General features: G+C 57.9%; 9 protein-coding genes. 7 read left to right on the top strand and 2 right to left on the bottom strand.

Going from position 1 to position 13,953, the window contains the following annotated elements:
• Nucleotides 1-172 precede the first annotated feature (172 nt).
• From VG146_10100 to VG146_10075, 6 genes are all read left to right on the top strand, one after another.
• Entirely contained in the window at nucleotides 173-334 is a 162-nt protein-coding gene (locus tag VG146_10100) for a hypothetical protein (GenBank protein HEV2392700.1), read from the top strand.
• Nucleotides 335-521: 187 nt separating this feature from the next.
• Entirely contained in the window at nucleotides 522-1,916 is a 1,395-nt protein-coding gene (gene lpdA, locus VG146_10095) for a dihydrolipoyl dehydrogenase (protein ID HEV2392699.1), read from the top strand.
• A 303-nt stretch (nucleotides 1,917-2,219) separates the two neighbouring features.
• Nucleotides 2,220-3,353: a beta-propeller fold lactonase family protein gene (locus VG146_10090; GenBank protein HEV2392698.1), complete on the top strand. Its 1,134-nt coding sequence runs from the start codon at nucleotides 2,220-2,222 to the stop codon at nucleotides 3,351-3,353.
• 176 nt (nucleotides 3,354-3,529) lie between these two features.
• A complete protein-coding gene (locus tag VG146_10085) occupies nucleotides 3,530-7,870 on the top strand; it encodes a PA14 domain-containing protein (protein ID HEV2392697.1) in 4,341 nt (1,446 codons plus the stop codon).
• Between the two features lie 227 nt (nucleotides 7,871-8,097).
• Entirely contained in the window at nucleotides 8,098-8,277 is a 180-nt protein-coding gene (locus VG146_10080; GenBank protein HEV2392696.1) for a hypothetical protein, read from the top strand.
• Nucleotides 8,278-8,335: 58 nt separating this feature from the next.
• On the top strand, nucleotides 8,336-8,806 hold the full coding sequence (locus VG146_10075) for a hypothetical protein (GenBank protein ID HEV2392695.1): 471 nt from the start codon (nucleotides 8,336-8,338) through the stop codon (nucleotides 8,804-8,806).
• Nucleotides 8,807-8,913: 107 nt separating this feature from the next.
• On the opposite strand, the gene VG146_10070 is transcribed toward VG146_10075, so the two are convergent.
• Together VG146_10070 and VG146_10065 are read right to left on the bottom strand one after the other, a co-directional pair.
• On the bottom strand, nucleotides 8,914-10,140 hold the full coding sequence (locus tag VG146_10070; GenBank protein ID HEV2392694.1) for an acyltransferase family protein: 1,227 nt from the start codon (nucleotides 10,138-10,140) through the stop codon (nucleotides 8,914-8,916).
• A 108-nt stretch (nucleotides 10,141-10,248) separates the two neighbouring features.
• Nucleotides 10,249-11,481, bottom strand: coding sequence for a DUF1015 family protein (locus tag VG146_10065; GenBank protein ID HEV2392693.1), 1,233 nt, complete (start codon nucleotides 11,479-11,481; stop codon nucleotides 10,249-10,251).
• 935 nt (nucleotides 11,482-12,416) lie between these two features.
• On the opposite strand from VG146_10065, the gene VG146_10060 reads away from it, so the two are divergent.
• Nucleotides 12,417-13,850: a hypothetical protein gene (locus tag VG146_10060; protein ID HEV2392692.1), complete on the top strand. Its 1,434-nt coding sequence runs from the start codon at nucleotides 12,417-12,419 to the stop codon at nucleotides 13,848-13,850.
• Nucleotides 13,851-13,953 lie beyond the last annotated feature (103 nt).

Raw genomic sequence — 13,953 nt, 5'->3', positions numbered from 1 at the left:
GCGATTTTTTTCAATTTATCTCGGTTTTAACTTGGCATCCTGCAAAAGAGGGCGTAAAGAAAATTATAGGGCGATGCGGTGTGTTTATCAGGACCGGCGGCTACCCGCGTGTGGAACGGGTGGACGAGATCGCCAGGGACCCTGATGCGCAGTTAGAAGTTGTGCAGTTTTTATGAACGTGTTCGATTTGATCAAAGCAACGGTCCTTTGTGGACTCAGTGCCTTCCTGATTTACAGTTTCCCCATCATCAGTCAGATCGCCATTATTGGCCTGCTGAGTCTGCTTTGGCTCTCGTACGCCCACAAAACACTGGCGGGCATCCGGCGCAAATAGAGGCCGTTTTCATAAGCGCCCGTGCTGGGCCAGGAAGGATTCGACAGACCCAGAACCGCCGCCCCTTTCTGCCGATCCAGCACGGCAGAGCAGACGGTTTTCCACGGGGCTGGTTTTCTGGGGGTTTGCGCCTCGCTAGAGTGTTCCAGGTGAGCGCCAGAAGGCGACGCGAGGAGGATAGGGACTTATGGCAAAAGCACAGGAATATGATTTGGTCATTATCGGGGCCGGGCCAGGCGGCTACGTTGCAGCTATTCGGGCGGCGCAATTGGGCTTGAACGTCGCCTGCATCGAGGAGGAGCCGGTCCTGGGTGGCACCTGCCTGCGCATCGGATGCATTCCCAGCAAGGCCCTGCTCGAATCCAGCGAGCGGTTCCGCGAGGCCAAGGAAAGGCTGGCCGTCCACGGTATCCACTTTGAAGGCCTGAAGCTCGACTTGCCTGCGCTGCTGCGGCGCAAAGACCAGATTGTGAGCGCACTGACCCGTGGGGTTGAAGTCCTGTTTAAGAAAAATAAAATCACCCGCTACCTTGGGCACGGTAAAATCGAAGGACCGGGTTGTGTGCGGATTGATTCGGCCCAGGGCGCTTTGGAATTGAAGGCCAAATGGGTCCTCATCGCCACCGGCAGCAAACCGGCCACCCTGCCCGGAGTCAATCTCGACCAGGACCGCATTGGGACGAGTACCCAAGCCCTTTCGTACCCCGAGGTCCCCGCACACCTGGTGGTCATTGGCGCAGGCTACATCGGGCTGGAGCTGGGCTCCGTTTGGCGGCGGCTCGGGGCGCGCGTCACCGTCCTCGAGTACCTGGATAGAATTCTGTTTGGAATGGATGTTGAAATTGCCGCCGCGGCCAGAAAGCTCTACCAAAAGCAAGGCTTGGAATTTCGACTCAACTCGAAAGTGACCGCTGCGCGAGCGCAGGACGGGCAGTGCCTGGTGGAAATCCAGGGACAGGAACCCATTACCTGTGATCGTGTTCTGGTGGCGGTTGGGCGGGTGCCCAACACAGAGAACCTCGGTACCGAGAGCGCCGGTATCGAACTGCACAAAAAGGGGTTTATCCCCGTTAACCAGCGGTTTGCAACCAGCGCCGAAGGCCTTTACGCCATTGGCGATGTCATCGCCGGTCCGATGCTGGCGCACAAAGCCGAGGAGGAAGGCATGGCTTGTGTCGAGTACCTGGCCACCGGCCATGGCCATGTTAATTATGACGCAATTGCCGCAGTGGTCTATACCCAGCCCGAAATAGCATCGGTTGGCAAAACTGAAGAGCAGTTGAAGGAGGCTGGAACGAAGTACCGCAAAGGCGTTTTCCCTTTCCGAGCCAATGGCCGCGCGCGGACCCTGGACCAGGTGGATGGCTTCATCAAAATCCTGGCGGATGCCACAACCGATCGGATTATTGGGGCGCACATTCTGGGGCCGCATGCGGGGGACCTGATCAACGAGGTGGCCGTGTCGATTGCCTTCGGCGCGAGCAGCGAGGATTTGGCGCGCACCTGTCATGTGCATCCGACTTTGGGCGAGGCGCTCCGTGAAGCCGCCCTGGCCGTGAGCGGCCAGACCATTAACGCGTAACGCTCATCGACAGCTCAATTCAACGCCAATGGGAGGTTACGAGTGTATTGCGGACAATCGGTCGCGTCGAGGCTAATGACAGAGTCGAAGCAACGCGCCGCCATTCCTGAGTGTAGGGGACGACGTAAGGAGTCTCTGATCAGCGACTTCCGAGTGAACCAAAGGCGGCCAGCCGACAATCTTGGTCAGAGGCTCGACTCCCTCCTTACGTCGTCTCCTACAAAGGTTTGGAACTGACCTTGTAATTGGCCCTGGGTCGGGTCTGGAGTTTACCACTGAACATTGTTATTAAAGAAAGATATCATGAAATTGAGACTTGTTGTCACCACCGATTGGAGCGGGGAAGCGCCCGCCGGTCATGCCATGGACCCCTGCGCAGGGCAGAATTGCGTTGCGCCACCGACTGATAAGGCACCGCTGCTCTGGTTGCTTGTCCTGCTCGCAGTCCTGACCCCTGTCGTGGCGAACTCCACCCCGATGGTCTGCGTCAGCAACGAGCGCTCCGGGAATGTAACCCTCATCGATGGCCAGGCCGGCCAGGTGTTGACCACCATTTCGGTTGGCAAGCGGCCACGCGGCATCCACCCCAGCCCGGATGGCAGGTTGCTCTTTGTCGCGCTCAGCGGAAGCCCTATTGGGGGCCCCCGGCATCAGGGCCCCGGCACGGTTGACGACGATGACAACGCCAAAAAGGCCGACCACTCCGCCGATGGCATCGGAATCATTGATCTGGGTACGAGGAAGTTCCTGCGCAAAATCCCCGCCGGTTCGGACCCGGAGCAATTCGCTGTGAGCGCTGACGGCTCGATGCTCTATGTTTCGAACGAGGATGCGGGGCTGCTGAGCGTTCTCAATGCCGCCGACGGCAAGGTCGAACAATCTATCCCGGTCGGAGAAGAGCCCGAAGGAGTGGCCTTTAGCCCGGATGGCAGGTTCGTTTACGTCACCTGCGAAACCAGAGGCGAAATCTTCGTGATCGATACGAAGGAGAACAAGAGCATCGGACATTTCATTGTTGGCGGGCGCCCTCGCAATGTGGCGTTCCTGCCAGACGGGAGCCGCGCGTTCATCCCATCGGAGTCAACCGGCGTCCTCCATGTCGTTGACACGGCGGACAGAAGCATTCTCGGCCAGGTGCGGCTTCCACCCAACTCGCGCCCGATGGGCTTAGCCATGACAACAGACGGTAAAACGCTTTACGTCAGCATGGGGTGGGCGGGGACCGTTTGCTCGTTTGATACCGGGCGCCAGCAGGTCACTCATATAATCAAAGTTGGACCGCGTCCATGGGGGATTGCGCTGTCGCCCGACGGCCAGACACTCTACGTGGCAAACGGGCCTTCGAATGATCTTTCGGTCGTGGACCTCGCCGCCGGTAAAGAGGCCCGGCGAATCAAAGTCGGCGCAAGCCCCTGGGGCGTCGCGGTGGTTCCATAATGCGCTTTGCTTCGATCTTGCCCGGGGGAGCGTTTTTATGATAAAAAAAGGCTATGACCCTCATTAGAGTAGGCTGGAGGCAGTCTGACTGCGTTCGTCTGGCCTTTTTTCCCACGCTGTTCCTTTGGAGCTTTTTGCTTAGCGGCCGTCTTTCGGCTGCACCTGCCGCGACGAATATGATGCCGGTTGCGGTGACCGGATGGAATCGGGACATTATCGTTGAAAGCACGGCAGTTGGTCCGCCGTTCACCAAGTACGCCAGCGAGATGAACGCCGGCGAGGGCGCCGCGTGTTATCAAACGGGGTTGCCCAGCTACGCCTGGGGGCTGCCGCCCTCCGGGGCATTCGTGAGCATGGTTGGGGACAACACGATTTTCCAGTTTCAGCCTTATACGTCGAGCAATGCGCTGGTGCTCAGCAGTGATACGGGGCTGACCAGCGGCACGCTGACCCTTGCCGCGCCGGCGACTTACGCGCGGCTGGCCATCCTTGCCCATTCCGGGAATGCCACGAATATAACCGGTCTCTTGACGCTGCATTTCGCAGATGGCACCAGCTTTATGACCACCTATATCGCGCCCGATTGGTTTAACGGCGCCACCAATGTCGCCTGGTTCGGCAATGGCCGCATCAACCTGACCACCGGCGCCGATGACGGTGGAACGCAAAACCCCCGATTTTATGAAACCACGATCAATCTGGCGACGTTGCTCGGGGCGACCAATAAACCGCTGGCTAGTCTGACTTTCGGCAAGCCCCTAGCCCGCTCGACGGCTATTTACGCGGTGAGTGGGCAGTTGGCAGCCAGCAGCGCAGGGCCAATCGCTTTGACCGGCTGGAATCGGGATGTGGTGGTCGAAAACACTGCTACAGGCTTGCCTTACACCAGCGACGCGGCGGAACTGGTTCCCGGCGAAGGCACGGCGTTTTATCAAAAGGGCTTGCCGGGCACATCCAATGGTCTGCCGCTCTCAGGCGCCTTCGCCAGCGCGCTCGATGGCGCACTGTTTCAGCTTCAGCCTTATACGGCGAACAATGCGTTGGTATTGAGCAGCGACACCGGAACCAGCACCGCAACTCTCACTCTGAGCACGCCATCGACCTATAACACATTGGCCATCCTGGCCAACTCGGGCGCCGGCGGGGGTTCGCCGAATTTGACGCTGAGTTTTACCGACGGGACCTCGTTCACCACCACCTATTATGCCCCCGACTGGTTTGGGAACAGCGGATTTGCGCTCAGCGGAGTGGAAGGAATCAACCTGACAACCGGCGCGTTGCAAGGGGCGCCAGACAACCCGCGATTTTACCAGACTATCCTTGATTTGGTGGCTTTGCTGGGCGCAACGAACAAACCGCTGGCCAGCTTGACCTTTAACCAGGCCCCCGGCGCAGGGGCCACCGCGGTTTACGCCGTCAGTGGCACTCAGGGAGACCAAAGCAACGGGCCATTCGCTGTGGCGTCGGTCACCAATGCGCCTGCACAAGCCATTGCTGCCCGCTCTGCAACGTTGCTTGGAAACGTCGTAGCCACCGGCGGCGACACCCCCGAGGTGCTGATTTACTACGGACCGGCCAACGGAGGCACGGATGCCGCCGCCTGGGCGCAAAGGGTTTGGTTGGGCGCCCAGAGCGGTTCCTTTGCCCTGCCGCTCAGCGGCCTGGCTGTCGATGCGACCTATTATTTTACGGCGGTCGCAATCAATTCCGCGGGAACTGCCTGGGCGACTCCTTCTCAAAGCTTCACTACGGCTGCGGCTTCTCTTGCGAGCCTCACCAACTTGCCGGTGGCCAATGTGACAACCAATTCCGCTTTGCTCTCCGGACAGGTGCTCTCGACCGGAGACGATGCGCCGGCGGTGACACTTTATTATGGTCCGCTCAATGGCGCGAATAATCCCGCCGCCTGGGCAAACAGCGTCCCGCTAGGGACGCAAGTGGGGCGCTTCGCGCAACTGATCAACGGTCTAACACCTAACACGCCTTTTTATTTCACGGCGGAAGCGGTCAATGCTGCCGGAGCTGCCTGGATGCCTGTCGCGAGCTTCACAACACCTGCCACCAATCTGGCGCCCTCACCCCTGGTCGCAGTGCTCACTTATCGCAATGATGCCGCCCGGACCGGCCAGAATACAAACGAGACCGCGCTGACGGTGGCGAACGTGAATACCAATACCTTTGGCAAACTGTTCTCATACGCTTTGGATGGTTACCTGGTCGCCCAACCGCTGGTGTTGCCAAACGTGACGATCCCCGGCAAAGGGGTCCACAACGTCGTGTTTGCCGCCACTGAGCACGACTCGGTTTATGCATTGGACGCCGATAACAACAGTGGCGCAAACTCTCAACCGCTGTGGCACGCCAGTTTCATTAACCCCTCAGCAGGAATCTATCCCATCAATGCGGTAGCCGATCTGGCCAGCATCGCAGGGGGATTTGTCGGGCCGGAACTGGGCATCACGGGCACCCCGGTCATTGACCCTGTTTCGGGGACGCTCTATGTGGTTTCCATTACCAAGGAGGTGGTCAATAGCGTGACCAACTTCTATAACCGGCTGCACGCTTTGGATGTGACCACAGGCGCCGAGAAATTTGGCGGGCCAGTGGTTATCCAAGGGAGTGTGCCGGGCGTAGGGGACGGAAACGATGGGCACGGGAATGTCCCGTTTATCCAGTTGAAGCACCATCAGCGCTCGTCCCTTCTGCTGCTCAATGGACATGTCTATATTGCCTTTACCGGGCATTTCGATTATCCGCCCTATCATGGCTGGGTGTTTTCGTACGATGCCTACACCCTGGCGCAGACGGGCCTCTTCAATGCCAACCCCAACGGTTCAGGCGGTGGCTTCTGGGAATCAGGCTGCGGCCCCGCCGCCGATGCGACCGGAGCGATTTATCTCGAAAGCGGCAATGGGAACTGGGATTCAACCAACAGCAATTTTGGCGATTCGGTGCTTAAACTCTCGACTACCAATGGGCTGGCGTTAGCGGATTGGTTTACACCTTATAACCAGCTTGATCTGAACCTGCGCGATATTGACCTCGGCTCCGCTGGGCAAGTTGTTTTGCCGGATTCCGCAGGGAGCGCGACGCATCGGCATCTGCTGCTGGCTGGGAGCAAAGCCGGAACGATCTACTTGCTGGACCGGGATAACCTGGGCCATTTCAACGCCTCCGGCGATACCCAGATCGTGCAATCGGTCAATGGCGCGGTCAACGGGATGTGGTGTACGCCCGCGTGGTTTAACGGGGTGTTTTATTACATCGCCTCGGGAGACAAGCTGAAGGCCTTCTCTCTATCCAACGGGGTTATCAACCCAACGCCCATCGGCGTGGGACCCAATGCTATCGGGTCCTCGACACCCAGCATCTCGGCCAATGGCAATGCCAATGCGATTGTCTGGGCAATGCAGGCCGCCAACCCCGCCGTGCTCCACGCCTATAACGCCACCAACGTCGCCCAGGAACTTTATAACAGCAGCCAAAATCTCGCCCGGGATAATCCTGGCTCGCCGATTCGATTTACGGTGCCCACGGTGGCCAATGGCAAAGTATATGCCGGCACAGTGGGTTCGCTGGCGGTTTATGGTAACAATACGTTTCTGGCCCTTCCGCTTATTACTCCCAACGGCGGCCCGTTTACAAACTCAGTCAGCGTCAGCTTAACCGAGGGGGTTCCTGGAGCGACGCTCTATTACACTGTCGATGGCTCGACCCCAACGACCAACTCGCTTCTCTACACCGGCCCGTTCGTGCTGACGCAGAACGCCGGGGTACAAGCCATCGCGGTGATGCCCGGCGCATCCAATAGCAGCATCGCCCAGGCTACCTTCATCAACAGCGCCGTCGAAGGCCATGGCGCGGGGCTCTTGGGCCAATACTACCCCAATACCCTGTCATCGAATCCCTTTGTGGGCTCACCGCTGGTCCGCACTGATGCGGTCATCGATTTCAACTGGAATACCGCCTCTCCCGATCCCTCCATCCCGCCGACCAACTACACCATCCGTTGGACTGGCATGATCCAGCCGCTCTTCAGTGAGACCTACACCTTTTACACCACCACCGACGATGGCGTGCGGTTGTGGGTGAACAATCAGTTGCTGATCGATCATTGGTCGCGGCAAGCACCCACGACTTGGGGCGGGTCCATTAACCTGCAGGCCTTTCAGCATTACGCCATCGAGATGGACTATTTCCAGGCCCTCGGCGGGGCCGTGGCCCAGCTTGCCTGGAGCAGCCCTTCGACGTCCCTCTCCATCATCCCCCAAAATCAGTTGTATCCAATCACCACTCTGCCGCCCGTGTTCTTTACCCCCTCGGGGTACTTTAGTAATGGCGTGTTCCAGTTGGAGGCCGCAGGCATGGCCGGGGGGAATTACATTTTCCAGGGAAGCACGGATTTGCTGAATTGGGTGTCGCTCAGCACTAATGTCGCCTCGACCCCGCTATTCAACCTGGTGGACCCTCACAGCACAGATTTCCCCGTGCGCTTCTACCGGGCTATCGAGCAGTAACAGATGTCCACTTCAAAGATGGCCTTGCTATAGGTTTGCACCGAGGGCGTAGATTTGTTACTCCTTGGCCGTGATTTCGTCGGAACAACTGGTGGGCGAGGAGTGGGCCGAATGGTATCGGCTCTCCCCCGTGCAGCGTTGGCTGGAAAGCGAGAAGCTCTGGCAAATCTACCTCAACCTCGGAGGCTCACTTGATCCCGAACCCGATACGCAAAGTCCTTTCTTCGATGAGCGCGCACCGCGTTCGCCCCCTGCTCATGGGCGGCCAGGCCTGCGTGTTCTACGGCGCGGCAGAGTTTAGCCGCGACACGGATTTCGCCATCCACGCGAACGCCGCCAACATTTCCCGTTTGCGCAAAGCCCTGGCGGAGTTGCGCGCCGAACTCATCGCCGTGCCCCCCCTTTGAGTTAAAATACCTCGAACGCGGCCATGCCCTTCGTTTTCGCTGTCATCATCCTGAAGCCTTGCGCCTGCGAGTGGACGTGATGTCCAAAATGCGTGGTGTGGAGTCCTTCGCGCACCTCTGGAAGCGACGCACGACGGTCAAACTCCCCGACGGCACGCAGTGCGATCTGCTCTCATTGCCCGACCTTGTCCAGGCCAAGAAAACTCAGCGGGACAAAGACTGGTCCATGATCCGGCGACTGTTGGAAGCCCACTACTTCCAGCATCAGCAAGAGGAAGACGCGGCGGCGCTAAAGTTCTGGCTCTTGGAACTCCGCACACCGCAGTTATTGTTGGAACTTGCCCGGAAACACCGGGATTTGGCAGACCGGCTCGCCGCTCGCCGTTCATTGCTCCTCCACGCGAGCGCCAGCCACCTCGCAAAATTGGAACGCGCACTGGACGATGAAGAAAAGCGACAACGGACCCAGGACAAGGCCTACTGGTTGCCGCTTCTCAGCGAGTTGGAACGGTTGCGACACCCAAAATAAACTGGCTTCGCCCAGGTTTGGCCCGAGCCAATCGGCGATGCGTCAGACTACCAGGGCGCGCTACGGACCTTGTCGGTTGCCAAGGCTCGCCAGGTACTTTGTCAAAGTCACAGCACGCGTTTGAGGCCGGCCAGGCGGCGTAAGACCAGGCTACTGGCCAGGTATGTCGCCGTAATCCCCAAAACGGTGGCGCAAGCAAATTTGATCAGTTTAGGCGCCTCGAAGCCGCGCATGCCCAGGGTGATTGCTATCAGAATGGGCGTGTGAAACATATAGACCGCAAAGCAGTTGTCGCTCAGCCAGCGCGCCAGGGGCCCTTGCCGGTTGCATTTTTCACGGAACAGGACCAACAGCCCGGCGCAAATACCCACACAAAAGAAGGCTTCCCAGAAACTGAGCACCGCGCTTTGCCAGGTAAAGCCGCCCGGCAGCTTCGATTCGGTATGGGTCTTAAGAAGGGCCCAGAGCAATCCGAACCAAACCAGGGTGCCCAGCGTCAGGGACAGAATCAGCCAGCGCATGCCGAAAGTGTAAGGAATGCGCAGGAGCCAATTTCGGCGCCAGGCAAAAATTCCCACAGTGAAAAGCAGGATGTATTGGGAGAAGTAACAGAGCTGCATATTAAGGATGCTCGTGCCCATGGGCTGCACTATGCGCACCAGGAACGTGCAAAGCCCCATAACGGCTGCCAGTCCCATGAGTTGGCGATGCCCGGGCAATGGGGCGTTGAGCTGGTTTTGGGGAGTTCTGCGGCTGACTGTCCTTGCCATGCCATATACCACGCTGAAGAGAAGCAGCGCCACAGCGAACCACATCGGCCCCGAACCCCCGAGAAACCGCCCGCTGATTAAGTAGGGCCCGTAGGCCCGGGAAAGCGGCGGGCGGGAAAGATCGGAAAAATCGCGCAACAACCAATAAACCGTGACGGGCTGGATGATGACCATGAAAATCAGCGAAGGAATGCCAAGGCGCGCCGCCCGGTCGCGCAGGAATTTCGCCAAGCCCTTTCGCTCGAAAGCCCCTGGAACGAAATAACCCGCAATCAGGAACAACAATCCCATGAAGAAGGCCTGGAGAAAGGTCTGGTAGGTGGCGAAAATGAGCAAGGTCACCAACCCGGGTTTGGGGTCTTCCATGAAATACCAACTGCCCAGGTGCCCGTAGGTAACCGCGGCGTGCATGCTGACGACCCCCAGGATCATAACCCAGCGCAGATTATCAATAAACTCCAACCGGGCTCTCGGGGGCGCGCTCTGAAAGGCGGGCGTCGCCTTGGTGACGGAACCCATCGGGCCGGTTCCCAAGACTGTTTGCGATTCGTTTTCCGCGGCCATCTGCAAACTTGTAATGCAAGCGCCGAAAGCAATTGCGCCGGGGTCAACCCGGTCTGACAGAACTCTGCAGGCCGCCTGCCCTCACACGGCGAGACTTCTGACGCTAATTTAGATCAGGTGACAGAACGTTGCATCCCGCAATTTCGGTTCGAACCAGGTGCTTTTGGGCGGCATGAGCCCATTGGCATCGGCAATGGCCATCAGGTCTTCGATGCCGGTTGGGTACATTGAAAACGCGCAGGCGTATTCGCCGCTATCGACCAACTGCTCGAGCTCCGCTGTGCCCCGGATGCCGCCGACGAAATTGAGCCGGTGGCTGGTGCGGGGATTGTCAATACCGAGGATTGGGTCCAGCACGTGGCGTTGGAGTAACGTGACATCTAGGTTCTCGGCAGGCTCGCTTGAGGCCAAAAACCGATTGCGAAAATGCAATGTGTGCCATTGGCCGGCCACGTACAGGCTGACGTGATGTTTGCGAGCCGGCGCCGGAACGGCTGGGTGCAGAACAGAGGAAGCGTGATAGATGCTGAAAATACCATCGAGCCGTTCGAGGAGTTGTTCAGCTACGAGTCCGTTAAGGTCCTTGACCACGCGGTTATAAGAAAGAATCTGCGCCTGGTTATGAGGAAAAATGACGCTTAGGAACCAGGCGCTATGGCCATGGCCTTTCCGGGCCTCATAAACACGGGCCGCGGCGGCGCACCGGTGGTGGCCATCGGCGATGTATAAAGACGGGATTCGACCGAATTCGGCTTGGATAAAGTCAATGTCGGGGTGTTCCTCGATAACCCAGGCGGTGTGGCGAATCCCATCCGCCGCGGTGAAATCAATGTGAGGCGGCAACGCCAGGCGCCGGCCAAACAACTCATCCAGGGCCGCATTGGCGCGATAAACCAAAAACACGGGGCCGGTTTGAGCATTCAGCGTCTCGATGTGGCGGACCCGATCATCTTCCTTTTCGGGCCGCGTCAGTTCGTGTTTTTTAATCGCGCCCTTGAGGTAATCCTCGCAACTGGCAACGGCCGCGAGTCCGACCTGGGTGTGAGCGCCCATCACCTGGCGGTATAAATAGAAACATGGCTGCGGGTCCTGTCTTAACGCGCCTTGAGCAACCAGCCGCTGGAAATTCTGCCGGCCTGTTTCATAAACCTGCGGCGCATAAGGATCGGTGGAGGGCGGCAGATCGATCTCCGGTTTGCTGACGTGGAGAAAGCTCAGCGGGTTATCGGTCGCAAGGCGGCGGGCCTCTTCCGCCGACATGACGTCGTAAGGCAGTTCGCAAATCCGGGCTGCCAGTTCCGGTTTGGGTCGCAGGGCGGCAAATGGTTTAATTGTGGCCATTAAGCTCCCGTGCAATTGTTTCCGATCCTTGCGACGCTGGGCGTGACCAAAGCGCGGGAATACCGCGCGCTCCAGACGCTTCGCGATTGCGGTCGCGCGTCCCTGTTTCGCGAAGCGTTTGGAGCGCGGCGCATCCCGCCGTTTTCGTAGCCAGTCATCGTTCCAAAATGTTAGAATGACGCCTCAACTTCGGCCTTTATTTTCGCACAAACCCTAAGCTCCCGCAGCGGGCCTCGCCCAAGAAACCTCGTTCGTTGGCAAGCATTAATCCATTCCAAACCTGCCGCCGAGTTGCAAGATTATTAAACACAACACAATCGATCAGGATCGTCAGGATCGAATATTTCCAAAGATTTCTCTTGCTTCCGTTCGGGGTCTGATCTACAAGCGAAGCAGATCACCGACAGCGTGCGCAAAGGATTTACTGTGGGAAACCAATGTGTGAAATCTATGGCGTTAGGGTCGTTCGCTACGGCTGAATCTCTTTCACCAGCTGACAATGTGGGTTGCGCCCATAACCCGGCATTCCAGGCCGTCTGCAATATAGAGATTTCAAGCCTTGACCGCACGGGCTTCGGGCTTTACGCCAATGTTGCCTCCGGGCCGTTGTCTTTTTGCGAGGTGTGCGCGATTCAGTAACCAAGGAACCGACAAATGAATAAACCGATAACCAGAGAAAAGAGCGGCACATTGCCGCCGCCTGCGCGCACATGGCTGCTGATACTGATTCCTCTGATTTTGCCTCCGTCCGTACCCGCTCAAATGACCAACTTGCCGCCGCTCCCTGCGTACCCGTTCAAGCGAGCCTCCAAACGCTGCCAGACTGCGGCTCTAATAGAGGAAGCCAGAATCGCACTACATGGTCCGCTGGATACGCGGGTATCCCGAGACCGGGCCGGCAGGGTTCATCCAAGTCGCTCTCCGGGCAGGTCCGTATGGCATCGGCCAACTTAGCAACAATCCCCACTGGGCTTACTATCGATTACATCCAAACTGTAGGCCCTGGTTATTCGACGCCCGCCACATTTTCAGCCGGTACCACCTATTTCGTGTCGGGCCCGGTTTATTGTGGTTTTGTGGTGATGGAGTCCGCGGTATTTAAGTATCCCAACTCGACAGGCAACGGCGCTGTTACGGCCTTTATCGAGGTCAGCGGCGCGCTCACGTTAAAAACGTCAAGCTATTGTCCAGCGATTTTTACAGCCGGCGATGATGACAGCGTTGGCCTGACCCTGGATGGAACCTGGAACAACTATTCCGGGATGACCGCAGGCGCTTGGTACGCCAACCCGTCCCTCAACCTCACCTATAATTCGGCCTCCCTCAGCAACATGCGATTTCTATACTGCCAGGAAGCGGTGAAAGCCGGCGGAACGCAGACCAGCGCGTTTACAATCAAACATGCCCAATTTGTGGATTGCTTAAGGGCAATCAAGCTTGAAGGGGGAAGCGGCTGCGGTTGCGGCTGCTGTGGCACCTTCCTTACGGGAGAGAACATCCTGATGGCACAGGTCCAATACCCCATTACATCGAGTCTCCCGTTCACACACAGCGCTTCGTTTTACCACTGCACGGTTGACGGAACAACCACCCCGCCATCCCAGTTGATTACCGAGACGGGCTCTTACGGAGCGTTGACTTTTGTCAACTCGATCGTCGCTAATATCTCAATTCAAACTTCAGGTTGCGCCGCATGCCTCGGGAACAACCTGGGTTTTTGGAACTGCCCGACGGCGGTTCAGTTCGGGAATACTGCGAGCAGGACGGTTGCGCCAGCAAGCCCTTCGCCCTTCCAGGTCGTCGATTTTGGGGCTCACTATCTCAGCGGCAACTCACCCTTCAGGACACAAGGGACCACCTCAATCCCATCGGGCCTCTTGTCCGACTTGAAGGGCCGCACAACTTCTCCGCCAATCTCGCTCATGCCGCAGATGTCCCTATCCGGCCAACTCACGTTTTTCCCACAGACTCCCCGCTATATCTCTGGCTCTCCTGACCTTGGCTATTATTATGATGTTTTGGATTTCACGTCCGGCGGGATGGTGGTGGAGGGTGCGACCATTACCGTTCTGCCCGGAACCGCTATTGGCCTAAGGACGGATTTTTATGTTGGCCATGGGCATTATCAACCATGGATATATTACCTCGGATTTGATGTTTGGGAGGGGTCCCAGTTCATCAGTCAGGGAACACCCACGAGCCCGATTACCTACGCGTCGGCGAGGTATGTTCAGGAAGGGCCATACCCGTGGTACGTTGGAGATGAGTATAGCTTGCTAGCGTTCGACTTGGACTTCGTTCAGCAACCCTCCGGTGACCCTTCCCCGATTCTAGGATATTCGGGGAATTTAGTGGCTGAGTTTGGGTAGAAGGGGAAGGAGCTTTTAGAATGAAGGCGGTTGGAACGGTATGATTGCACGCTGGAGGGCGGTAGGCGGAACTGAGATCCAAACGCTTCGCGCCGGCCTTCGC

This window comes from Verrucomicrobiia bacterium, assembly GCA_035946615.1.
Lineage (GTDB): Bacteria > Verrucomicrobiota > Verrucomicrobiia > Limisphaerales > UBA8199 > DASYZB01.
Note: the sequence above shows the minus strand (reverse complement) of the source record. Positions and strands in the feature narration are given on the sequence as shown.

Coding starts and splice junctions, on each gene's coding strand:
- VG146_10100 (HEV2392700.1), top strand. CDS start 173: ATGAACGTGTTCGATTTGATCAAAGCAACGGTCCTTTGTGGACTCAGT.
- lpdA (HEV2392699.1), top strand. CDS start 522: ATGGCAAAAGCACAGGAATATGATTTGGTCATTATCGGGGCCGGGCCA.
- VG146_10090 (HEV2392698.1), top strand. CDS start 2,220: ATGAAATTGAGACTTGTTGTCACCACCGATTGGAGCGGGGAAGCGCCC.
- VG146_10085 (HEV2392697.1), top strand. CDS start 3,530: ATGATGCCGGTTGCGGTGACCGGATGGAATCGGGACATTATCGTTGAA.
- VG146_10080 (HEV2392696.1), top strand. CDS start 8,098: ATGAGCGCGCACCGCGTTCGCCCCCTGCTCATGGGCGGCCAGGCCTGC.
- VG146_10070 (HEV2392694.1), bottom strand. CDS start 10,140: ATGGCCGCGGAAAACGAATCGCAAACAGTCTTGGGAACCGGCCCGATG.
- VG146_10065 (HEV2392693.1), bottom strand. CDS start 11,481: ATGGCCACAATTAAACCATTTGCCGCCCTGCGACCCAAACCGGAACTG.
- VG146_10060 (HEV2392692.1), top strand. CDS start 12,417: ATGGCATCGGCCAACTTAGCAACAATCCCCACTGGGCTTACTATCGAT.